Here is a 24,645-nt window from a genome sequence, read left to right as displayed (position 1 = left end):
CCGGCAGGTGGACCGCACGCGCGTCACCCTCCGGATCCCCGGCCATCGCCTCCAACACCGACCGGTACATCGCACCCAGCCGCTCCAGGCTCGCCTGGCTCAGCACCCCGGCCGACACGTGGAAGTTCACGCTGCCACGGGTCGGGATGACGTTGAGCGCGAACTCGTTGATGCCGTCACTGACACCGGCGTCCACATCGACCGCGTCGGTGTCGACCTGGTGGAAGTCGAGGAACTCGAACAGGACGGTGAGCAGATCACGGGTGTTTCCTGCGGCGCGCTGGATAGCGGGCAGCGGGTAGCGGCGGTGCGACCAGATCGCGATCTCCGTCGCGTAGGTCCGCTCGACCAGCTCGCGCCAGGTGCGGGCGCCCCGACCGGCCGGGAACGGCAGGGTGTTGAGGTGCATGCCGAGCACCCGGTCGGCGCCCGGGGCCTCCAGGCGGCCGTGGTAGACCACGCCGGTGTGGAAGGCGGTCTCCGAAGTGAGGCTGCCCATCACCTTGAGGTGCGCGGCCAGCAACACGCTCTTCAGTGACGTCTTCGCCCGGGCGGCCAGCTCGCGCAGGCCGTCCTCCAGGTCCGCGAACGGCACCTGGAGGTGGCGCCGGGTCGCCTCGCCCGCCGCCGGGGCCCAGCCGGCCGGGAGGACCAGCGGCGTGTGCTCCTCGACGACCTGCTGCCAGAAGGACTGGGTCGCCGGGTCGGCGAGAGAGGCCTGTTCGGCGGCGATGAAGTCCGCGTAGCGCACCGACGGCTGCTCGTAGGCGTCCGGCGCGCCCGAGTCGCGCAGCGCGCGATAGCAGTCGAGCACCTCCATCAGCAGTGAGTTGTAGCTCCACCCCTCCGAAATGGCGTGGTTGTAGGTGAAGTTGAGCCGCCAGGAGTCATCGGACTCGACGAGCGCCGAGACCCGCAGCAGCGGCGCGACGGTGAGGTCGAACGTCCGGGCCTGCTCACGCTGCAGGAACTCGCCCTTCAGCCGGGCCTGTTCGCCCTGGTCGAGGCCGCGCAGGTCCTCCAGGACCACGGGGTAGTCGGCGGTGGCGTGCACGATCTGCAGCGGCTCGCCGAAGCCTTCCAGGTGCATGGAGGTGCGCAGGATGTCGTGCCGGGCCACCACGGTGTCCACGGCGCCCTGCAGTGCCGCCGGTGAGAACGGCCGCTCGTCCCTGATCCGGAAGGAGTTGACGTTGTGGTACAGGCTGCGCCCGGGGGCGGAGGCGGTGGCGAGCAGCTCGACGAGCATGCCGGTCTGCACCTGGGAGAGCGGGTAGGCGTCCACGGCGTCGGCGGGCAGCAGCGCCCGGTCGCCGTCGCCGATCAGCGCGAAGGGCTGTACGGCGGTGATCAGGGACTCGCCGCCGGCACCGACCGTGGCGGCCAGCGCGGCGACGGTGCGGAGTTCGAAGACCGCCGGGACGGTGATGTCGAAGCCCGCCGCACGCAGCGTGCCGACCAGCCGGACGACCCGCATCGAGTCGCCGCCGAGGTCGAAGAAGCTGGTCTCCACGCCGACCTGCGGGAGGCCGAGCACCTCCGCCCAGATGGCCGCGATCCGCTCCTCGGTGGGGGTGCGCGGGCCGACGAACCCGGAGGCGCCGAAGGCCTCCGCGTCGGGGGCGGGCAGGGCCCGAACGTCGACCTTGCTGCTGCTGGTCAGCGGGATCCGGTCGATCAGGACGTACCCGGCCGGGATCATGTACTCCGGCAGGCGCTCCCCGAGCCGGGCGCGCAGGCCGGTCAGGTCGAGCGGCCCGGCGGCCACCACGTAGGCGATCAGCCGCTTGACCCCCGGGGCCGGCTCGTGGACGGTCACCACGGCGTCGCGGATGTCCGGGCAGGCGGTCAGCGCGGACTCGATCTCGCCGAGCTCGACGCGGTGGCCGCGGATCTTGACCTGGCTGTCGATCCGGCCGAGGGAGTCCAGGCTGCCGTCGGGCAGGCGGCGGGCGAGGTCGCCGGTGGCGTAGAGGCGGGAGCCGGGCGGGCCGAACGGGTCGGGGACGAAACGCTCGGCGGTCAGGGCGGGGCGGTCGAGGTACCCGCGGGCCAGGCCCGGGCCGCCGACATGGATCTCGCCGGGGACGCCGGCGGGCACCAGGCGGCCGTCCGCGTCCAGCAGGTGGATGGTGAGGTCGCCGACCGGACGCCCGATGACGCTGCGGCGCGGGTCGGCGAGGTCCTCGGCACCAACCCGGTGGTAGGCGCAGTGCATGGTGGTCTCGGTCGGGCCGTACAGGTTGACCGGCTCGGGGTTCTCCAGCCCCATCCGGGCGACCCAGGGCTGGAGTTCGGCGGCCTCAAGCCGCTCGCCGCCGAACGCGACCAGGCGCAGGGCCAGCCGGTCGATCCGCGGGTCGCCGTCCTTGGCGGCCGCGGCGAGCGCGGAGAACGCGGACGGCGTTTGCAGCAGGACGGTGACCTGCTGCTCGACCATCAACTCCAGGAAGTCGTGCGGGGAGCGGGCGACCGCCGACGGGACGACGACGAGCCGGCCGCCGTGCAGGAGGGCGGCCCACATCTCCCAGACGGAGACGTCGAAGCTGTAGGCGTGCGACTGGGTGACCACGTCGCCCGGCCGGAGGGCGAACTGCTGCCGTGTGGTGGCGAAGTGCCGCACGACGTTCGTGTGGGTGAGGCTGACGCCCTTGGGCAGGCCGGTCGAGCCGGAGGTGTAGATGACGTAGATCAGGTTGTCCGGGCGCACGTCGGTGACGGGGGCGGTGGCCGGGTGGGCGGCGATCTCGTCCTGGTGGGTGTCGATGAGCACCCGGGTGCCGGTGAACTCCAGCTCGTCCAACGCCGAGTGGGTGACGAGGAGTTCGGCCTTGGCGTCGGCCAGCATGTAGGCGAGACGGTCGGCCGGGTTGGCGGGGTCCAGGGGGAGGTAGGCCGCGCCGGACTTGAGGATGCCGAGGAGGGCGGGGATGAGGTCGGGGCCGCGTTCCAGGGAGAGGCCGACGATTCGCTCCGGGCCGGCGCCCAGGGAGATGAGGTGGTGGGCGATGCGGTTGGCCCGCTCGTCCAGCTGGGCGTAGGTGAGGTTCAGCTCGCCACTGGTCAGCGCGACCGCGTCCGGCGTGCGGGCGGCCTGCGCGGCGAACAGCTCGTGGACACACTCCTCCACCGGCTCCTCGACGGTCTCGTTCCAGGCACCGAGCAGCAACTCACGCTCTGCCGCGGGCAGGTGGGCGGCACGCGCGTCGCCGTCGGCGTCGGCGGCCATGGCCTCCAGCACCGAGCGGTACATCGCGCCCAGCCGCTCCAGGCTCTCCTGGGTGAAGAACTCCGAGGAACCACTCAGATTGAAGTACCCGTTCGAGGGGATCGCATTGAGCGCGAACTCGGTGGTGCCGTCGTTGATCCCGCCGTCCACGTCGACGGTGTCGGTGTCGACCTGGTGGAAGTCGTGGTGGTCGAAGAGGACGGTGATCAGGTCGCGGGTGTTGTCGGCGGCGCGCTGGATGGCGGGCAGTGGGTAGCGGCGGTGCGACCAGATGGCGCTCTCCGTCGCATAGGTCCGCTCGACCAGCTCGCGCCAGGTGCGGGCGCCCCGACTCGTCGGGAACGGCAGGGTGTTGAGGTGCATGCCGAGCACCCGGTCGGCGCCCGGGGCCTCCAGCCGGCCGTGGTAGACCACGCCGGTGTGGAAGGCGGTCTCCGAGGTGAGGCTGCCCATCACCTTGAGGTGCGCGGCCAGCAGCACGCTCTTGATCGAGGTCTTCGCCTCGGCTGCGAGACGACGCAGACCGTCCTCCAGGTCCGCGAACGGCACCTGGTGGCCGACGCTCCGGCCCGGCTCGCCGCCCCAGCTGCCGGGGAGGGCGAGGGGGCTGTGCTCGTCGACGACCTGCTGCCAGAAGGCCTGGTCGGCCGGGTCGGCGAGGGAGGCCTGTTCGGCGGCGATGTAGTCGGCGTAGCGGACGGCCGGCGTCTCGTGGGCGGCCGGCTCGCGGCCGTCGCGCAGCGCCTGGTAGACGTCCAGGAGCTCCATCAGCAGCGAGTTGAGCGTCCAGCCGTCGGTCACGGTGTGGCTGTGGCTGGTGGTCACCCGCCACGCCTGGTCGGACTCGATGTGCGCGGCGATCCGCAGCAGCGGGGCGGCCGTCAGGTCGAAGCCCGCCGCCCGCTCCTCCCGCACGTACGCGTCCGCCCGTTCCTTCGCCTGCTCGGCGGTGAGGCCGCGCAGGTCGTGGACGGCGAGCGGGATCTCGACGGTGGCGTGGACGAGTTGGAGCGGCTGGGAGAAGTCCGCGAGGTGCAGCGAGGTGCGCAGGATCTCGTGCCGGGCCGCGACGAGGTCGAGCGCGCCGCGCAGCGCGACGGCGTCGAAGGGCACCGCGTCCGGGATCCGGAAGGAGTTGAGGTTGTGGTACAGCCCCCGGTCGCCCGAGGTCATCAGCTCGACCAGCATGCCGGTCTGGATCTGCGAGAGCGGGTAGGCGTCGACGACGTCGGCCGGGAGGGCGTCGCGGTCCTCCTCGCCGATCAGGGCGAACGGCTGGACGGCGGTGATCAACGACTCGCCGCCGTCGCCGACCGTGACGGCCAGCGCGGCGACGGTGCGGTGGTCGAAGACGTCGCGGATGCTCACGTCGTAGCCGGCCTCGCGCATCGCGCCGACCAGGCGGACGGCGCGGATGGAGTCGCCGCCGAGGTCGAAGAAGCTGTCCTCGACACCCACCTGCGGCAGACCCAGGACCTCCGCCCAGATCGCGGCCAGGCGCTCTTCGAGCGGGGTGCGCGGCGCGGTGTGGCCGCCGCTGGTGGTGAAGGCGTCCAGGTCGGGCGCGGGCAGCGCTCGGCGGTCGATCTTGCCGCTGTTGCTCAGCGGGACGGCGTCCAGCGCGACGAACGCGGCCGGGACCATGTACTCCGGCAGCGTGACGGCCAGCGCGGCACGCAGCGCGGCCGTGTCGGCGCCCGCCCCGGCGGCCCCGGTGACGACGTACCCCACCAGGGACCTCTCCCCCGCCGCGTTCTCGCGGACGGTGACCACGGCCTGGCGCACCCCGGGGCAGGTGGCCAGCGCGGACTCGATCTCGCCGAGCTCGACGCGGTAGCCGCGGATCTTGACCTGGCCGTCGATCCGGCCGAGGAAGTCGATGTCGCCGTCCGGCAGGCGCAGGACGAGGTCACCGGTGCGGTAGAGGCGGGAGCCGGGGGCTCCGAAGGGGTCGGGGACGAACCGCTCGGCGGTGAGGCCGGGCCGGTCGAGGTAGCCGCGGGCCACGCCCGGCCCGCCGATGTACATCTCGCCGGGCACTCCGACCGGCACCGGGTGGCCGGCGGCGTCCAGCAGGTGGATGCGGAGGTCGGCCAGCGAGTGCCCGATGTTGCTGCGGTGGGAGGTGGCGACCTCGTCGGCGGTGATCACGTGGTGGGTCGCGTACACGGTGATCTCGGTGGGGCCGTACATGTTGACCAGGGCCGGGCGCTCGGCGCCCTTTCGGGCCGTCCACGCGCGGAGGTCCGCCGTGTCGAGGCGCTCGCCGGCGAAGATGACGGCGCGCAGGGCCAGTTCGTCCACCCGCGGGTCGTCCTGTTCGGCCAGGCCGGACAGCGCGCGGAAGGCGGACGGCGTCTGGCAGAGCACGCTGACCCGCTCGCGGACCAGCAGCTCGATCAGGTCGTGCGGGGAACGGCTCACGACGGGCGGGACGACGACCAGGCGGGCGCCGTGCAGCAGGGCACCCCACATCTCCCAGACGGAGACGTCGAAGGCGTAGGAGTGGAACAGCGCCCACACGTCGTCCGCGCCGAAGGCGAGCTGCTCACGGGTGGTGGTGAACAGGCGGGCGACGTTGGCGTGGGTGAGGCTGACGCCCTTGGGCAGGCCGGTGGAGCCCGAGGTGTAGATGACGTAGATCAGGTTGTCCGGGCGCACGTCCGTGACCGGGGCGGTGGCCGGGCGGCCGGCGATCTCGCCCTGGTGGGTGTCGACGAGCACCCGGGTGCCGGTGAACTCCAGCTCTGCCAGGGCGGAGTGGGTGACGAGCAGGTCGGCCTTGGCGTCGGCCAGCATGTAGGCGAGACGGTCGGCCGGGTTGGAGGGGTCCAGCGGCAGGTAGGCCGCGCCGGACTTCAGGACGCCGAGCAGGGTGGGGATGAGGTCCGGGCCGCGCTCCAGGCTGACGCCGACCACGGTGTCGGGGCGGGCGCCGAGGGCGGTGAGGTGGTGGGCGATGCGGTTGGCCCGCTCGTCCAGCTCCGCGTAGGTGAGGGTGAGCTCGCCGCTGGTGAGGGCGACGGCGTCGGGGGTACGGGCGGCCTGGGCCGCGAACAGCTCGTGGAGGCAGGCGTCCACGGGCAGTTCGGTGCTCCGCTGCCACTGGGCGAGCAGCCGGCGGTCCGCCTCGGGCAGCGGGACGGCGAGGGCGTCGCCGTCCGGGTCGGCGGCCATCGACTCCAGGACCAGCCGGTACAGGGCGGCCAGCCGCTCCAGGCTCGGGCCGCTGAGGGCGGCGGTCCCGGCGGCCAGGCCGAGGCGCCCGTTGCCGGCGATGGCCATCAGGGCGAACTCGTTGCCGCCGCCGTCCAGGCCGCCGTCGATGCCGATGCCGTTGCCGACCTTCCCGGTGTCGACCTGGTGGAAGTCCTGGTAGTCGAAGAGGACCGACACCAGGCTGCCGGAGCCGCCGGCGGCGCGCTGGACGGCGGGCAGCGGGTAGCGGCGGTGGGACCAGATCGCGGTCTCGGTGGTGTAGGTCCGCTCGACCAGCTCGCGCCAGGTGCGGGCGCCCCGGGTGGTCGGGAAGGGCAGGGTGTTGAGGTGCATGCCGAGCACCCGGTCGGCGCCCGGTGCCTCCAGCCGGCCGTGGTAGACCACGCCGGTGTGGAAGGCCTCGTCCGGGGTGAGGGCGGACAGCACCTTGAGGTGGGCGGCGAGCAGCACGCTCTTGAGGGAGGTCTTCGCCCGGGTGGCGAGGACCCGCAGGCCCTCTTCGAGGTCGGTGTAGTCGACGGTGCGGCTGACCGGGGCCTCCGGCGCGGCCTGGTCCGCCCAGGTGCCGGGCAGGACCAGCGGGCTGTGCTCGTCGACGACCTGCTGCCAGAAGGCCTGGTCGGCCGGGTCGGCGAGGGAGGCCTGTTCGGCGGCGATGTAGTCGGCGTAGCGGACTGCGGGCGCCTCGTGGGCGGCCGGCTCGCGGCCGTCGCGCAGCGCCTGGTAGACGTCCAGGAGCTCCATCAGCAGCGAGTTGAGCGTCCAGCCGTCGGTCACGGTGTGGCTGTGGCTGAAGGTCAGGTGCCAGGCCCGGTCGGACTCGATGTGCGCGGCGATCCGCAGCAGCGGGGCGGCCGTCAGGTCGAAGCCCGCCGCCCGCTCCTCCCGCACGTGGGCGCGCGCCCGCTCCTGCACCTGGTCGGCGGTGAGGCCGCGCAGGTCGACGGTGGTGAGCGGGATCCGCGCGGAGGCGTGCACGAGCTGCAGCGGCTGCGAGTATCCGGACAGCACGATCGAGGTGCGCAGGATCTCGTGACGGTCCGTCAGGATGTCGAGGGCGCGCCGGAGCTCCTCCGCCGCGTAGCCGATGCTCTCGGCGACCCGGAAGGAGTTGAGGTTGTGGTAGAGCCCTCGGTCGCCCGATCCCAGCAGCTCGACGAGCATGCCGGTCTGCGCCTGGGAGAGCGGGTAGGCGTCGACGACGTCGGCCGGGAGGGCGGTGCGGTCGTCCTCGCCGATGAGGGCGAAGGGCTGGACGGCGGTGATCAGGGACGTGCCGGTACCGGCGCCGGGCAGGGCGGTGGCCAGGGCGGCGATGGTGCGCTGCTGGAAGACGTCCGGGATGCTCACGTCGTAGCCGGCCTCGCGCATCGCGCCGACCAGGCGGACGGCGCGGATGGAGTCGCCGCCGAGGTCGAAGAAGCTGTCCTCGACACCCACCTGCGGCAGACCCAGGACCTCGGCCCAGATGGCGGCCAGGCGCTCTTCGAGCGGGGTGCGGGGTGCGGTGTGGCCGCCGCCGGTGGTGAAGGCGTCCAGGTCGGGGGCGGGCAGGGCACGCACGTCGACCTTGCCGCTGTTGCTCAGCGGGACGGTGTCGATGGTGACGAACGCGGCCGGGACCATGTACTCGGGCAGCGTGCCTGCGAGGTGGGCGCGCAGCGCGGTGGTGTCCGCGGAGTCGGCGGCGGGGACGACGTAGGCGACGAGGGCTTCGTCGCGGACGGTGACGACCGCCTGGCGCACGCCGGGGTGGCCGCTCAGGACGGTCTCGATCTCGCCGAGTTCGATGCGGTAGCCGCGGATCTTGACCTGGTTGTCGATCCGGCCGAGGCACTCCAGGGTGCCGTCGGGCAGGAAACGGGCGAGGTCACCGGTCGCGTACAGCCGCGCGCCGGCCGGCCCGTACGGGTTGGGCAGGAACTTCTCCGCCGTGAGGTCCGGTCGGCCATGGTAACCGCGGGCCACCCCGTGACCGTCGATGTACAACTGGCCGGTCACCCCCGGCGGGAGCTGTCGGAGCCACTCGTCCAGCACGTGCAGGCCGGTGTTGGCCAGCGGGTGACCGACGGCGATGGTCTCCGGCTCATCGGGGACGTCCCAGTAGCTGGACCAGATGGTGGTCTCAGTCGGCCCGTAGACGTTGATGACACGCTGCGTGGTCTCGGTCAGCCGGGCCGCCAGGTGCGCGGGGAGCGGCTCTCCACCGGTCAGGGCCGTGACCGTGTAGTCGTCGAAACCGGCCTCCAGCAGCAGGCGCCACGCCGACGGCGTGGCCTGCACGTGGGTGACCCGGTGGGCCTCGATCAGGGCGATCAGCGCCGCCGGGTCCTTCGCCTCGTGGTCCTGCGCCAGCACCACCCGGCCACCCGTGACCAACGGCAGGTGCAGCTCCAGACCCGAGATGTCGAAGGACACCGACGTCGACGCCAGCCACACCGTACGACCCTGCGCACCCAGGTCGTCACGGACCGACGCCAACAGGTTGTGCAACGCACCGTGCCCGATCATCACGCCCTTCGGACGCCCGGTCGACCCACTCGTGTACAACACGTACGCCAACTGCTCCGGATCCGCGACCGCGGGCCCGGCCAGCGCCGGCAGCTCCTCCAGCGTCACCGCGTCCAGGTCGATCCTGGCACCCGCGAAGTCCACCTCCTGACCGCTCACGGTGACCAGCACCGCCGCACCCGAGTCCGCCAGCATGTAGTCGACCCGCTCGCCCGGCAGCGCCGGATCGATCGGCAGATACGCCGCACCCGCCAACCACACACCGTGCAGCAACGGCACCAGGTCAGCCCCACGCGGCAGGCACACACCCACCACGCCCTCCGGCCCGACCCCCGCCGCCCGCAACAGACCCGCGAAACGCGAAGCCCGCTCCGCCACCTGCCCGTACGTCAGCTCCACATCACCGACCACCACCGCGACCGCGGTCGGAGTCGCCGCCGCCTGGGCTGCGAACAGCTCTCCGGTCAGCACGGGGCTGCTCGCATCGATCCGCGATCCTGACACTTCGACTTGCTCCACTTCGGGCGGGTAGCTGGCGGTGACATCACCGTCCGGGGCGGCCGTCGTCGCCCTCAGCGGGCGGGCGGCCTCCCCGGACGAGTCGGTGGTGGGCTCAGTTGGCAGCGGCTGCGGCGGCCATGCGGGTGCGCAGGCTCAGCGGGCGCATGTCGGTCCACACCTCGCCGATGCGGGTGAGGCACTCCTGCTTGGTGCCGCTGGTGCCCTCGGCCCGCCAGCCGTCCGGCAGGGCGCGGTCCGCCCACCAGATCGAGTACTGCTCCTCGTCGTTGAGCACCACCAGGTAGGTCTGCTCGTCGACAATCTGCTCAGCCATGACGCTCCCGAATTCACGGTGGGATGGGATTCCCGGCCAGTCTGGGCAGGCTCGCTATAACGGCCCTATATGCCGGGGGGCCCGCCCGGCGGCAGCCCGGAAGGAAACCGGAAGTGCCGGGAACCCCATGGGAGTTCCCGGCACCTGGTACTGCGTGAGTGGAGGGTCAGGCCGAACCGGCGGCCCCGCCCAGGATGCCCTGGCCGTCCCGGTCGCGCAGGGCGAGGGCGGCCGGCAGCACGGCCGAGGTGAGCGCGATGACCGCGCAGCAGGCGGCGAGCACGCCGATCGTGCCCCAGGGCACCATCGCGGGCGTGGGGCCGACCAGGTTGGTCAGGGCCGCCCAGGAGCCGCCGATGCTGATCGCCGTACCGATCAGGCCGAGGACCGTCCCCGCCACCACGCACAGCAGGGTCTCGACGGCGACGGTGCGCAGCACCTGGGCCTTGGTGGCACCGGCCAGGCGCAGCAGGGACAGCTCCCGCCTGCGGTCGGTGACGGTCATCACCAGCGAGTTGGCCAGCGCGATCGCCGCGTAGCAGATGGCCAGACCGAGGATCATCAGCAGGGCGTTCCAGGAGGCCTCCTCGCTGCTGTCGGTGGCCTTCGACCAGGTGTCCTCCGGGGTGGTGAGCCGGGCGCCCAGCCCCTGCACGGCCTCCCGCAGGGCGTCGGCGGCCTGCTGCCGGTCGGCGCCGGGCAGCACCCGCAGGTGGATCTGGCTCGCCAGCGCCTGGCCGCCGACCCCGCCGGTGACGGCGTTGCGCGCGGTCACCCAGGCCTGGGTGGCCTCGGCGCCGCTGCCGAGGACGGCGGCGACCCGCAGGGTGCGGGGGGTGCCGTCGGCCAGCCAGACCGGGACCTGCTGCCCCGCCTGCGGCGATCCGGGCCAGGTGCGGCTGAGCACGATCGAGTCGGGGCCGAGGTCGGTCAGCGAACCGGAGACGACCGGGAGCCGGTCGACCTCGGCCAGTGCGGTGGCATCCGCCGTCGCGGCGGAGAAGGCCACCAGGGCCTGGCCGTCCTGGTCGGCCATCACCGAGGTCGGGGTGATCACCAGACTCTGCACGCCGGGGACGGCGCGGACCCGGTCCACCACGGCCTGGCTCAGCCCGGGCGTGCCGGCCGGCGCGACGACGAAGTCCGCGGCGGCCAGCTGGGCGCGGACCTCGGTGACCTTCGAGCGGTTGATGGTGTCGATGCTGCCGAGCAGGCAGCCGGCGAAGGCGATGACCAGCACCACCGGGGTGGTGGTGGCGGCGGTGCGCCGGAAGGCGGTCAGCGAGCTCTGCCGGGCGGTGGCCCAGACGATGCCGCCGCCGTCCTCGGCGGGGCGGCCCCGCAGCCGGGCCGAGAGCCCGGGCAGCACCGTCAGCAGCCGGATCACCGGGGTGGCCAGTACGCCCGCCAGCAGCACGCAGCCGCCGACAATGGCCAGCAGCAGCCCGAGCGAGTCCGCGGCGTTGGCCGCGGCGTCGGGCCAGCTCCGGGTCACCACCACGAGTGCCCCGATGCCGCCGCCGAGCACGAGCAGTCCGCTGGTCCAGCGGACCGCCAGCGCGAACCGCGAGCGCCGCTCGACGTCGGCCTCCACCAGCGCCTCGCCGGGGCTGACCCGGCCGGCCCTGAACGAGGAGAGCGCCACGCCGGCCATCGCGGTCAGCAGTCCGATCAGGGCCGCGACGAGCAGCCCCCACCAGCTGATCGGGACGGTGAAGTCGGCCGGCACCATGTCGTGGTCGACCAGCCACCGGCCGGCCAGCGGCGCTCCGGCCACGCCGAGCACGCAGCCCGCGACGGAGGCCAGCAGGCCCACCAGCAGGGCTTCCCGGTTGACCAGGGTGCGCAGTTGCTTGCGGGTGGCGCCGATCAGGCGGAGCAGGGCGAGTTCACGGCGGCGCTGGGCGATCGACAGCGCGAACGTGCCGGCGACCACGAACACGGCGGTGCCACCGGACACCGCGGCGGACAGGCCCAGCGGGGTCTGCGCGTTGTCCAGCTGGCCGGCGACGTCGATGTGGTGCGGGTCCAGCTGGCTGCGCTCGGAGCCGGTCAGCACCCTGGCGGCGGAGGAGCCGCCGGCGCCGGCCACGGCCTGGCGCACCGCGTCGGCGGACCCGAAGGCGGCCAGCACGCCGACGGCGGGGCAGAAGCGGGCGGCCTGCGCGTCGGTGAAGAAGACGGCGTGCTCGAACGGCTGCGCCTCGGTGACGCCGGAGACGGTCGCGCTGTGCAGGCCACCGGCGGTGACGAACTGGACGCGCCGGCCGACCTGGTCGGGGCTGCCGCCGCCGATGACGATCTGGTCGTCGGCGGTCGGCGCCGAGCCGGCGGCCAGCCGGTAGTCGCCGAGGGCCGCGCTGGACCAGGCGCGTCCGACCTGATCGTGCGGACCGTCGGCGAGCTGGGCGTAGAAGGTGCGGTCCTCGACCGTCCGGCCGGTGGCGGCCACGGCGGCGATCAGCTCGGCCGGCAGGCCCTGCTGCTTGGCCACCGGGGTGGGGCTGATCTCGCCGTCGTCCCGCTTGTGGTCCAGGGTCTGGAAGGCCGACACCAGGACCGGGGCCTGCGAGAAGCGCTGGCGGCCCTGGTCGGGGATGTCCGAGGTGGCGGCGATGACCAGGATCGAGGTCGCCATCAGGGCGACACCGCAGGCCAGCGCGACGAAGCTGCCGACGAACGAGGCCCAGCGCAGCTTGATGGTGGCGAGGGCGAGGCTCAGCATGCCACGGCCTCCAGAGCGGTCATCCGGGCGGCGACCTGCTCGGCGGTGGGCCGCTCCAGCGAGCCGGCCAGCCGGCCGTCGCGGAGGAAGACCACACGGTCGGCGTAGGAGGCGGCGACCGGGTCGTGGGTGACCATGACAACGGCGCGGCTGGGTTCGTCGGCCATGGAGCGCAGCAGGGCCAGGACCTCGCGGCCGCTCTTGGTGTCCAGCGCGCCGGTCGGCTCGTCGGCGAGCAGCACCGCGGGTCGGGTGATCAGTGCGCGGGCGATGGCCACCCGCTGCTGCTGGCCGCCGGAGAGCTCGCCGGGCCGGTGTCCGGCCCGCTCGGCGAGGCCCACGACGCCCAGGGCGGCGGTCACCTCGGACGGCGCCGGGTGCCGGCCGGCCAGCTTGGCCGGGAGCGCCACGTTCTGCGCCGCGGTCAGGGCCGGCAGCAGGTTGAAGGACTGGAAGACGAAGCCGATCCGCTCCCGGCGCAGCACGGTCAGTTCGTTGTCGCGCAGGCCGCCCAGGACGGTGCCGTCGACCCGCACCTCTCCCTGGTCGATCGGCTCCAGGCCCGCGGCGGACCGCAGCAGGGTCGACTTGCCGGAGCCGGAGGGGCCCATGACGGCGGTGAAGGTGCCGAAGGGGAACCCGACACTCACCCCGTCCAGGCCGGTGACCGGCTCGGGTCCGCGTCGGTAGGTCCGGCAGACCGATCGGAGTTCAACGGCAAAGTCCGTGGCGTTCATAGTCTCAGCCCATCAGTCGGGGTGGGTGCGGCTCAATGGCCTGGGATTCAGTCCAGGGGTGTGGCTGGCTACACCCCCGGGCGACGCGGGACCGGCCACGCCCCGTGGACGGGGGTGGGCGGACGGTTCCGCCGGACGCGACACCGACGCCCCGACCCGGCCGATCGCCGCCGCCCCGGGTGCGGGGCCGGCGGCGGGCCGATCAGGTGAGCAGGGCGGGATCGACCCAGCCGTGCTGGAGAGCCATCATGCCGGCCTGGAACTTCGTCTTGGCGCCCAGTTGGGCGGCCAGTTCGGCGGTACCGCGCCGGACGGTGCGGACCGAGACGCCGAGCCGGCGGGCGATCATCTCGTCGGTGGCACCCTTGGCCAGCAGGACCAGGATGGCCTGCGACCGCGGGGACAGTTCGGGCTTCTCCCGGTCGACCAGCGCCTCCGGCTCGGAGGTGACCGGCAGGGAGCTCTGCCAGACCCGGTCGAACAGTTCGCACAGCGCGCCGACCACACCGTGGCCGCGCAGCACGAGGGCGCCCCTGCGGGTCTCCTCGGGGTCCACCGGAACAATAGCGGTGGACCGGTCGTAGATCACCATACGCGGCGGAAGCGTCGGCGCGACGCGCACCTGCGCGCCCTGCTCCGTCAGCCAATGAGCATACGTAATGGTGGTGTTGTCGTTCTTGATGCTCTCCAGGTAGATCGAGCGCAGCCGGACCCCGCGCCGCAGCACCCGTAGGTCCAGCGGGCGGCTGGCCTCGATGTTCGCCTCGGACATCACACCCGAGGTGACGAAGCCCAGCACCTCCTCGGTACAGGCGGTCGCCAGCGACTCGATCCGCAGCCGGATCGAGTCGATCCCCTCCAGCACCTCGACGTCCGCGCTCTTGCGGGAGGACCGGGTCAGGTTGGCGTACTCGGCCACCACCTCGACGAGGTCGCGCCGCCCCTGTTCGATCTCCAGCAGTCGCCGCTGGAGCTCGGCCTCCCGGCGGTCGAGCAGGTAGCGCAGCCCGACCTCCGGCTCCACCGGCTTCAGCACGCCCGGATCCTGCCAGGACGGTCTCAGCAGCGCCAGGCGGGCCAGTTCGTCCAGGGACGACCGCACCCTGGCCTCGTCCCAGCCGAGCCGGCCGGCGATGTCGGCGGGTCCGCTTTGCGGATCCTTGAGCATTTCCTTGTAGACAGCCCCGGCCTCAGCGTCGAGGCCCAGCTTCTCCAGCATTGCCGCGCATCCAATTTGTCCGCAGAGGGTGATCTGATAGGTCGTCAAAAATCAATCGACATTGGACATCCGGAAACCGGAGCGGCTCGGCACAGCCGTGGACTGATCGCGTGGAGCAGGTCTGACATGGTGAAACTTCCCCCGAAGAAGCTCTGAACATCTTCACACCAGGGGCTTATGCACAGCCGTCCCCCCGGCAGGGACGAGCCGCGGAATTGTCACGTTCCGCACGCCCCCGGTCGAGTTTCTGCCATCGAATGACGTGAAGTCAAGTAATGGCCACCCAGGGTGCTCGGGCCGTCTTTTCCGGCTGCGCGGAGGCAAAACACGCAATGCCAGCAATCGTGATTTCCACCCCACCCCGCCCCACCCGACGGGCTGCCGGCGCACCCCTGGCGACCTGCCGGGGAAGGGCCGCCGACGGGCCGGATCCGGCGGTATAGAGGGTCTATAGCGGGCCGCCACAGACTTCCCCGGACAGTCGGACGAGTGTGCGGGCAGCCGGCCCGCTCCACAGCTCGGCCGTCCAGTGAATCCAGCCGCCCGTGGCGGCACCGGCCTCAACCGACCTGGGAGCGACATGGCTGAGCAGATTGTCGACGAGCAGACCTACCTGGTGGTGCTCAACGACGAGGAGCAGTACTCGATCTGGTGGGCGGACCGCGCCCTGCCGGACGGCTGGCGGACCGACGGCACCAGCGGCACCAAGCAGGAGTGCCTCACCCGCATCGGCGAGGTGTGGACCGACATGCGCCCGCTGAGCCTGCGCACCCGCATGGCCGCCACGGCCGCCGCCAACTGAACGACCCCGCTCTCCCGCGCCGGCCCCTACCCGCCGCCGCGGGAGAGCGCACGTCGTCGTTCCGCCCACCCCACCGTGACACCGAGCGAGGAGCTCTCGTGACCCCGCGGCCTTCCCTGCACGACCTGATTGCGAGCTCGGCCCGCCGGGCTCCCGACGCCATCGCCGTGTCCGACCACCAGGACACCACCGACTACCGCCGGCTCGACGAGCACGCCGGCCGGCTGGCGCACTTCCTCGCCGAAGCGGGAATCGCGTCCGGCGGCGTCGTCGGCGTGCGCCTCTCCCCCGGGGCCGCGTTCGCCCAGACCGTCGCCGGCGTCTGGCGCGCCGGTGCGGCCGTCCTGCCGTTGCCCGCCGACCGCCCGCTCGGCGACCTCCCCACCCAGGTGGAGCTGGTCCTCACCCGCGACGAGCACGCCCCCGAGCGGCACGGCACCGCCCGGGTCGTCGACCTCACCGCCCTGGCGCAGGACCTCGCCGCCCGGCCCGCCGACCACTGCGGCCGCCCCGCCGAGCCGACCGACGCCGCCTGGCTCGGCCACGACCCCGCCACCGGCCGCACCCTGGTCCTCGACCAGGCCACCGTGCTGCACCAGATCGACTGGCTGGTCGAGGAGTTCGGCCTGGAGCCGGGCGACCGGGTGCTCTGTGCCGGCGGCACCGACACCTGGTTCGCCCCGCTGTTCGCCGCCCTGGCCGCCGGGGCCACCGCCGTGCCGGTGCCCGACCCCGCCGGCCTCGCCGCCGTCGCCGCCGAGCAGCGGGCCACCCTGCTGGTCGGCGCGCCCGACCTGCTCGCCGCCGCCGACCTGCGTCCCGGCACGGCTCCCCGCCTGGTGCTCGCCGCCGGCGCGGAGCTGCCCGCCGACGCCGCACGCGCCCTGACCGCCGCCGGCGCCGACGAGCTGTGCGCCGTCCACCTCCTCGACGGCGTCCTCGCGGTGACCGCCCACACCGTCGCCCCGGACCGGACCGGGCCGAACACCCTGCTCGGCCGGCCGATCGACAAGATCCCGCTGCTCGTCCTGGACGAGTACGGCGACCTCGTCCCGCCGGGCGTCCCCGGCCGGCTGAACGCGGCCGGCCTCGGCGCCGGCGCCGGCTACCTCGACGACCCGCGCACCACCGCCGAGCGGCTGCGCCCCGCCGTCTACGGCGCCGCCGGCAGCCGCATGCACGCCACCGGCGACCTCGTGCGCTGGCAGAACGACGGCGTCCTGGAACTGCTCGGCGAGGCCGACCTCCCGCAGGCCGCGCCGGTCGCCACCGCGTCCGGCCGCCCCGCCTACGTCACCCCCGAGACGCCCGCCGAGCAGACCGTGGCCCGGATCTGGTCCGAGCTGCTGGAGGTGCCGCAGGTCGGCCTGGAGGACAACTTCTTCCAGCTCGGCGGCTACTCGCTGCTCATGACCGAGCTGGCCAAGCGCCTCCACCAGGCCAGCGGCACCCCGATCGTGCTCGCCGACCTGTTCGGCGCGGTCACCGTCCGCGCCCAGGCCGCGCTGCTCGCCGCCACCGAGCCGGAGACCGCCGGCATCACCCCGGTGCCGCGCGACCGGCCGCTGCCGCTCTCCTACGGCCAGCGCCGGATCTGGCTCCTCGACACCATGGAGCCCAGCCCGGAGTGGACCGCCCCGCTGTTCCTGCGGCTGCCCGGCGACATCGAGGCCGACACCGTCCGCCTGGTGCTCGACACCCTCGCCGACCGTCACGAGGCGCTGCGCACCCGCTACACCGTCGTCGACGGCGAACCGCGGCAGGAGATCGGCGAGACCCTGCCGATCGAGCTGAAGTGCGCCGAGGGCAGCCGCGAGCAGATCGTCGAGCTCTTCCGCGAGCAGTTCGAGACCGGCTTCGACCTCACCTCCGGCCGCCTCTGGCGCGCCACCCTGGCCCGCACCCCCGCCGACGGTGACGGTCAGCTGCTGCTCGTCACCATCCACCACATCGCCTGCGACGGCTGGTCGGCCGCGATCCTGGAGGAGGAGTTCCATCTGCTCTGCGCCGCCCTGCGGGCCGGCGTCGCGCCGCAACTGCCCGCCGTCCCGGTGCAGTACGCCGACTACGCCGGCTGGCAGCAGGAGTGGCACTCCAAGGAGCGACTGGCCGACGAGCTCGACTACTGGCGCACCACGCTCGACGGGCTCGTCCCGCTGGAGCTGCCGGCCGACCACCCGCGCCCGGCCAAGCGCGACCCGCACGGCGACGTCGTCACCTTCGACATCCCGCAGCACCTGATGGCGGCGGTCACCGACCTCGGCCAGAGCCGCGAGGCCACGCCGTTCATGACCCTGCTGACCGCCTTCGGCACCGTACTCGCCCGGCTCAGCGGCCAGTGGGACGTGGTGGTCGGCACCCCGGTCGCCGGCCGCACCCGGCCGGAGGTCGACCGCACCGTCGGCTTCTTCCTCAACTCGCTCGTACTGCGCTGCCAGTTGGCGGAGGGCCTGACCTTCACCGAGGCCCTGGAGAAGGTCCGGGTCGTCTGCCGGGAGGCCTTCGCCCACCAGAACCTCTCCTTCGAGCACATCGTGGACGAGCTGCGCCCCGAGCGCGACCAGTCCCGCACCCCGCTGTACCAGGTCGCCTTCAACCTGCACGACGGCCAGCTGATCGGCGGCATGCCCGACCGCGCCGACATCGACTACCTCCACCCGGCCCGCCAGGTCGCCAAGACCGACCTCACCCTGTACGTCCGCAGTGAGGCCGACGGCACCTGGAGCGGCGCCTTCGAGTACACCGACGCACTGTTCGAGCGGGCCACCGTCGAGCGGCTGGCCGACCACTTCCTGCGCCTGCTGGAGTCCGTCACCACCGAGCCCGGCGTCACCCTCGCCGACGCCGAGATCATGGCCGAGCAGGCCCGCGAGCAGCTCACCGGCTGGGGCACCGGCGAACGCGCCGACTGGCCGGCCGCCACCACCCTCGACCTGTTCGAGGAGCAGGTCCGGGCCACCCCGGACGCCGTCGCCGTGATCGCCGGCGACACCCGGCTGACCTACGCCGAGGTGGACGAGCGGGCCAACCGCATCGCCCACCACCTGATCGCCCTGGGCGCCGGTCCCGACACCGTCGTCGGCCTCTGCCTGGCGCGCGGACCGGAGCTGGTCCCCGCCCTGCTCGGCACCTGGAAGGCCGACGCCGCCTACCTGCCGCTGGACCCGTCCCTGCCCGCCGAGCGGCTGCGCCACGTCCTCTCCGACTGCCGCTCGCCGCTGCTCGTCACCGCCTCCGACCAGGTGTCCGCCACCGAGGGCTACCAGGGCACCCGCGTCCTGCTGGACACCGACCGCGCCGCGATCCAGGCGCACCCGGCCGAGCGGCCGGCCCGCTCCGGCGACCCGGAGCTGCTCGCCTACGCGATCTACACCTCCGGCTCCACCGGCCGCCCCAAGGGCGTCATGGTGCACCACCGCGGCCTGGCCAACCACCTGCGCTGGGCGGCCCGCGACCTGGTCGGCGGCGAGGGCGGCGCCCCGCTGTTCTCCTCCATCGCCTTCGACCTGCCGGCCACCAACCTCTACGTGCCGCTGATCACCGGGCGCGCGGTGCACGTCCTGCCCGCCGACCTGGACCTCGCCACGCTCGGCGACACCCTGCTGGCCGGCGCGCCGTACGCCTTCGTCAAGCTCACTCCCGGGCACCTCGAACTGCTCACCGACCAGCTGTCCGACGGTCAGATGTCCGCGCTGGCACGGCTGGTCCTGGTGGCCGGCGAGGAACTGCCCGCCCGACTCGCCAACCGCTGGCTCACCGCCCTCGGCACCGGCCGGCTGATCAACGAGTACGGACCGACCGAGGCCTCGATCGGTTCCACCGTCCACCCCGTCGACCGGCCGCAGGAGGCCGCCGTACCGCTGGGCGGCCCGCTGCCCAACACCACCACCGTGGTGCTGGACCCGGCCGGCCGGCCCGTCCCGATCGGCGTCGCCGGCGAACTCCACGTCGGCGGCGAGGGCCTGGCCCGCGGCTACCACGGCCGCCCCGAGCTGACCGCCGAGAAGTTCGTCCCCAACCCGTACGGCCCGGCCGGGTCCCGGCTCTACCGCACCGGCGACCTGACCCGGCTGCTGCCCGACGGCAGCATCTCCTTCCTGGGCCGCATCGACACCCAGGTCAAGCTGCGCGGATACCGCATAGAACTCGGAGAGATCGAGGCCGTACTGTCGGAACTGGCACCGGTGCGCGACGCGGTGGTGATCGTCCGCGAGGGCGCCACCGGCGAGAAGGCGCTGGTCGGCTACCTGGTCGCGGAGGACACCGGCCCCCTCGACCTCGAACTGGTCAGGGCCGGCATCGCCGAGCGCCTCCCCGACTACATGGTCCCGTCGGCCTTCGCGGTGATCGACCGGATCCCGCTCACCGCCAACGGCAAGGTCGACCGCCGGGCCCTGCCCGACCTCGACGCCGGGGACGCCGACTACCAGCCGCCCACCACTCCCACCGAGGAGCGGATCGCGCAGATCTGGGCGGAGCTGCTCGGACTGCCCCGGGTCGGCGTGCAGGACAACTTCTTCGCACTCGGTGGCCACTCCATCCTGGCCATCCGCATGACCTCCCAGCTCCAGGACGAGTTCGACATCGACCTCTCCATCGGCACCGTCTTCGCCCAGCCCACCGTCGGCCGTCTGGCCGCGGCGATCGAGGACCAGATCAGGGCCGAGATCGAGCAGCTGAGCGACTCCGAGATCGCGGAGTCGGACCTCTTCGCCCCCAGCACCGCCACGGCCGGCGCCGCCGCCACGAACTCCAAGGAGAACTAGGAATGAACACCGGCGACATGAAGTCGACCAAGCAGGACGTGGCAGCGCAGCGCGAGGAGCTGCTGCGGCGCCGGCTGGCCGGCAAGCGGGGCGGTCGCCGGTCCCTGATCACCACGGTTGATCGGGACCAGCCGCTGCCCGTCACGTTCGGCCAGCAGCAGATGTGGTTCCTCAACCGCCTCGAGCCCGACAGCGCCGAGTACCTGGTACCGCTGGCGCTGCGGCTCGACGGGACGCTGGATCGCGCCGCCCTGCGCGCGGCGTGGACGGAGATCGTCGCACGCCACGAGATCCTGCGGACCCGCTACGTCCTGGCCGGCGAGGAGCCGGTCCAGATCGTCGACGCTCCCGCGGCCCCGCCGTTCCCCGTCGTGGACCTGGCGGACGTCCCCGCCCAGGACCGCGAGGCGCGGGCCCGGGAGCTCGCCGAGCACGAGATCGTCACCCCGTTCGACCTGGAGCACGACTGGCCGGTGCGAGCCCGGCTGATCGCCCTCGCCGAGGACCGGCACATCCTGGTCGTCACCTTCCACCACATCGCCTGCGACGCCTGGTCGATGGGCGTCTTCGCGGAGGAACTCGGCGCCCTGTACGCCGCGTTCACCACCGGCGCGCCCTCCCCGCTCGCACCGCTGCCGGTCCAGTTCGCCGACTTCGCCGCGTGGCAGCGCAAGGAGCTGAGCGGCGCCGTGCTCGACCGCCAGCTCGACTACTGGCGCGACCAGCTGTCCGGCGTCCCGGTCGTCGACCTGCCCACCGACCGACCGCGCCCCGCCCGCCGCGACTCCGCCGGCGATGCCGTCACCTTCACCATCCCGGCCGAACTCGCCGAGCGGGCCCAGCAGGTGGCCACCGAGAACGAGGTCACCCGGTTCGTCGTCCTGCTCACCGCCTTCCAGTCGCTGATCTCCTGCTACACCCGCACCACGGACATCCCGGTCGGTGTCACCGTCTCCGGCCGCGGCCGCCCCGAGCTCCAGCGGCTGATCGGCTACGGCATCAACGTCGTGGTCAACCGCCTCGGCTGGCAGGGCGACCCGACCTTCCGAGAGCTGCTCGCGACCGGCCGCCGCACCATCCTGGACGCCTACGAGCACCAGTCCGTGCCGTTCGCCCGCCTCGTCGACGAGCTGCAGCCGGAGCGCGACCTCTCGCGCACGCCGCTGTACCAGGTCGACTTCATCCTGCGCGAGAACCAGGCGCCGACCTTCGAGCTGCCCGGCCTGACGGTGCGCCCCGAGTCCGCCGACCGGGTCGCCAAGGTCGACCTCACGCTGGACATCACCGACAGCACGAGCGGGCCGCTCGAAGCCCGCCTCTGCTTCGCCACGGCCCTCTTCGACCGCAGCACGGTCGAGCGGATGGCCGCGCACTACGTGAACCTGCTGACCGGCCTCACCGCGGCGCCGGACGCCCGACTCGGCGAGATCGACTTCGTGCCCGCGGCAGAGCGTGAGTTGCTGCTCGGTGCCTGGAACGAGACCGTCGAGGAGCCGGTGGAGGAGTGTGTCCACGAGCTGTTCGCGGCGCAGGCCGCCCGCACGCCGGACGCGGTCGCGCTGACCAGTGGCGAGCTCACCCTCACCTACGCGGAGCTGGACGAGCGGGCCAACCGCATCGCCCACCACCTCATCGCCCTGGGCGCCGGCCCCGAGCGAATCGTCGGCCTCTCCCTGGAGCGCGGCCCCGACCTCATCCCGGCCCTGCTCGGCATCCTGAAGTCCGGCGCCGCCTACCTCCCCCTGGACCCCGCCAACCCGGCCGACCGTCTCGCCTACATGCTGGCCGACGCCAAGGCCGAACTCCTCGTCACCCACTCGGCCCTGGACGAGCTGGAGTTCACCGGCACCCGGGTGCTCGTCGACACCCACCAGGACGAGATCGCCGCCCACCCGGCCACCGCCCCCGTCACCGGCGTCCGCCCGGACAACCTGATCTACGTCATCTACACCTCCGGCTCCACCGGCCTGCCCAAGGGCGTCAGCCTCACCCACACCAACGTCGCCCGCCTCTTCACCGCCACCCGCGGCCAGGTCGGGTTCACCGAGGGTGATGTGTGGGCGCTGTTCCACTCCTACGCCTTCGACGTCTCCGTCTTCGAGATGTGGGGCGCCCTGCTGCACGGCGGCCGACTCGTCGTCGTCCCGTCGGCGGTCGCACGCACCCCGCAGGACATGGCCGACCTGCTCGTGCGCGAACAGGTCAGCATGCTGTGCCAGACCCCGTCCGCGTTCCGTTCCCTGGCCGCGACCGTGATCGACGACGCCGTCCAGGGCCTGGCCCTGCGCACCGTCATCTTCGCCGGCGAGCGCCTGGACGTGCCCGAACTGGCCGACTGGACCGCCCGGTTCGGCTGGACCAACCCGACCCTGGTCAACATGTACGGCCCCACCGAGACCAGCGTCTACGCCACCTTCCACCAGGTCGCCGCCGCCGAACTCACCGGTCCCCGCCGCAGCGTCATCGGCCACCACCTCACCGACCTGACCATCCACCTGCTCGACCGGGCCGGCCGGCCCGTCCCCATCGGCATCCCCGGCGAACTCCACGTCGGCGGCCCCGGCGTGGCCCGCGGCTACCTCGACCGTCCCGAGCTGACCGCCGAACGCTTCATCCCCAACCCCTACGGCCCGGCAGGCTCGCGTCTCTACGCGACCGGCGACCTCGCCCGCTTCCTGCCCGACGGCAGCATCGACTACCTCGGCCGCATCGACAACCAGATCAAGCTCCGCGGCTACCGCATCGAACTCGGCGAGATCGAAGCCGCCCTGAGCGGCCACCCCGGCGTGCGCCAGGCGGTCGTCACCGTCCGCGACGAAGCCCTCGTCGCCTACGTCGTCCCCACCGACGACTCCGCGGACACCACCGCGCTGCGCGCCCACCTCGCCGGCATGCTGCCCGAGTACATGGTCCCGGCCGCGTTCGTCACCATCGACGCCATCCCGCTCAACAGCAGCGGCAAGACCGACCGCCGCGCCCTCCCCGCCCCTGACCTGGGGGCCTTCACCACCGGCGGCTACATCGCGCCGCGCACCCCGCTCGAAGAGCGCCTCGCCGCGATCTGGGCGAACGTCCTGGGCCTGCCGCAGGTGGGTGTCGAGGACAGCTTCTTCGACCTCGGCGGCGACTCCATCCGCGCCGTCCGCCTGGTCGGAGCGATGCGCGAGGCCGGCTACGACGTGAGCATCCGCGACGTCTTCGAACAGCGCACCATCGCCGCCGTGGCCACCGCCCTGCCCGGCGTCGGCACCGGCGAATCCCTGATCACCGCCGTCCAGCCCTTCGCCCTCATCAGCGAGGACGACCGCACCGCCCTCCCCGCCGACGTCGTCGACGCCTACCCGCTCTCCCAGGTCCAGACCGGCATGCTGATCGAGACGCTGTCGGCGACCGACGGGCGGAACGTCTACCAGAACATCACCTCCTTCCGCCTGCCGGACCGTCAGGCGTTCTCGGCGGACGCCCTTCGCGGCGCCGTCGAACTGGTCACCGCCCGGCACGAGACGCTCCGCAGCTCGATGCACCTGGACGGCTTCTCCCAGCCGCTCCAGCTGGTGCACGCCACCGCTGGGATTCCGGTCGCCGTCCACGACCTGCGCGGCTCGACCACCGAGCAGCGAACCGAGCACGGTCGCGCCTTCGCCGCAGCCGAGAACGCCGCCGCGTTCGAGCTCACGGCCGCGCCGCTGATACGGATCGCCGCGCACCTGGAGTCCGACGAGTCCTGGTACCTGACCCTCACCTACCCGCACGCCATCACTGACGGCTGGTCCGTCAACTCGATGCTGATGGAGCTCCTGGGCGACTACCAGGCCCTGCGCGACGGCCGCGAGCCGGCCGGTCAGGCACCGGTCCCGGTGCGGTACGCGGACTTCATCGCCGCCGAGCAGGACGCCCTCGCCGACCCGGCGACCCAGGAGTTCTGGCAGCAGGTCGTCGACACCCACAGCCCGCTGACCCTGCCGGCGACCTGGGGCGGCGAGCCCGGCGGCCGGACCGGTCTGCGCGTGCCGTTCGCGGACCTGGAGGACGGCCTGCGGCGTCTCGCAGCCGAGGCGAAGACCTCGGTCAAGAGCGTGCTGCTCTCGGCCCACCTCAAGGTGATGGGCAGCCTGACCTCCGAGGACGCCTTCCACACCGGTGTGGTCTACCACGGCCGGCTGGAGGCACCGGGCGCCGACCGCGTGCTCGGCATGCACCTCAACACCCTGCCGTTCCCGGCCGGTCGGGGCGCCCGCACCTGGCGCGAGCTGGTCGAGCGGACCTACGCGACGGAAAGCGCCATCTGGTCGCACCGCCGCTACCCACTGCCCGCCATCCAGCGCGCCGCCGACAGCGCGGACGGCCTGATCAACGTCATGTTCGACTTCCACGACTTCCACCAGCTGGACGCCGACGTGGTCGACACCGCCGCCGAACTGCGCGAGAGCGCCAACGAGTTCGGCTTGAGCGTCATCACCCGCGACGGCCACTTCAACCTGAGCAGCGCGACCGAGACCTTCGGTGCGGCGAGCCTGGAGCGGCTGGGTGCGATGTACCGGTCGGTGTTGGAGGCGATGGCCGGGGATCCGGAGGGTGACGCGCGTGCGGTCCACCTGCCGG

Annotated in this window: 8 protein-coding genes; 3 read left to right on the top strand and 5 right to left on the bottom strand. The window is 72.9% G+C overall.

The window, feature by feature from the left end; all coding sequences use genetic code 11:
- The 5 genes from AB0J08_RS36930 to AB0J08_RS36910 form a co-directional block, all read right to left on the bottom strand.
- A partial coding sequence (locus AB0J08_RS36930) for an amino acid adenylation domain-containing protein (RefSeq protein ID WP_360642973.1) occupies positions 1-9,478 on the bottom strand: 9,478 nt, incomplete at its 3' end.
- 94 nt (positions 9,479-9,572) lie between these two features.
- Positions 9,573-9,794, bottom strand: coding sequence for an MbtH family NRPS accessory protein (locus AB0J08_RS36925; RefSeq protein ID WP_360642970.1), 222 nt, complete (start codon positions 9,792-9,794; stop codon positions 9,573-9,575).
- Between the two features lie 166 nt (positions 9,795-9,960).
- Entirely contained in the window at positions 9,961-12,519 is a 2,559-nt protein-coding gene (locus AB0J08_RS36920; protein WP_360642967.1) for an FtsX-like permease family protein, read from the bottom strand.
- Entirely contained in the window at positions 12,513-13,256 is a 744-nt protein-coding gene (locus AB0J08_RS36915) for an ABC transporter ATP-binding protein (RefSeq protein ID WP_360642964.1), read from the bottom strand. The genes AB0J08_RS36920 and AB0J08_RS36915 overlap by 7 nt, the downstream gene beginning before the upstream one ends.
- A gap of 202 nt (positions 13,257-13,458) precedes the next feature.
- Positions 13,459-14,475 (bottom strand): helix-turn-helix transcriptional regulator, encoded by a 1,017-nt coding sequence (locus AB0J08_RS36910; protein ID WP_360642961.1) that lies wholly within the window; start codon positions 14,473-14,475, stop codon positions 13,459-13,461.
- Between the two features lie 580 nt (positions 14,476-15,055).
- Between AB0J08_RS36910 and AB0J08_RS36905 the strand changes: the two genes are divergently transcribed.
- The 3 genes from AB0J08_RS36905 to AB0J08_RS36895 form a co-directional block, all read left to right on the top strand.
- On the top strand, positions 15,056-15,277 hold the full coding sequence (locus AB0J08_RS36905; protein ID WP_360642958.1) for an MbtH family NRPS accessory protein: 222 nt from the start codon (positions 15,056-15,058) through the stop codon (positions 15,275-15,277).
- Positions 15,278-15,375: 98 nt separating this feature from the next.
- A complete protein-coding gene (locus AB0J08_RS36900; RefSeq protein WP_360642955.1) occupies positions 15,376-20,043 on the top strand; it encodes an amino acid adenylation domain-containing protein in 4,668 nt (1,555 codons plus the stop codon).
- A 2-nt stretch (positions 20,044-20,045) separates the two neighbouring features.
- Positions 20,046-24,645: amino acid adenylation domain-containing protein (locus AB0J08_RS36895; protein ID WP_360642952.1), on the top strand; the 4,600-nt coding region annotated here is incomplete at its 3' end.

The sequence above is a fragment of the Kitasatospora sp. NPDC050463 genome (assembly GCF_040655255.1).
Taxonomy (GTDB): domain Bacteria; phylum Actinomycetota; class Actinomycetes; order Streptomycetales; family Streptomycetaceae; genus Kitasatospora.
The sequence above is the reverse complement of the archived record's forward strand: the minus strand, read 5'-3'. Positions and strand labels throughout refer to the sequence as shown.

Bases quoted from the DNA above. Each gene is read 5' to 3' on its own strand.
- AB0J08_RS36925 (WP_360642970.1), bottom strand. From the start codon at position 9,794: ATGGCTGAGCAGATTGTCGACGAGCAGACCTACCTGGTGGTGCTCAAC.
- AB0J08_RS36920 (WP_360642967.1), bottom strand. From the start codon at position 12,519: ATGCTGAGCCTCGCCCTCGCCACCATCAAGCTGCGCTGGGCCTCGTTC.
- AB0J08_RS36915 (WP_360642964.1), bottom strand. From the start codon at position 13,256: ATGAACGCCACGGACTTTGCCGTTGAACTCCGATCGGTCTGCCGGACC.
- AB0J08_RS36910 (WP_360642961.1), bottom strand. From the start codon at position 14,475: ATGCTGGAGAAGCTGGGCCTCGACGCTGAGGCCGGGGCTGTCTACAAG.
- AB0J08_RS36905 (WP_360642958.1), top strand. From the start codon at position 15,056: ATGGCTGAGCAGATTGTCGACGAGCAGACCTACCTGGTGGTGCTCAAC.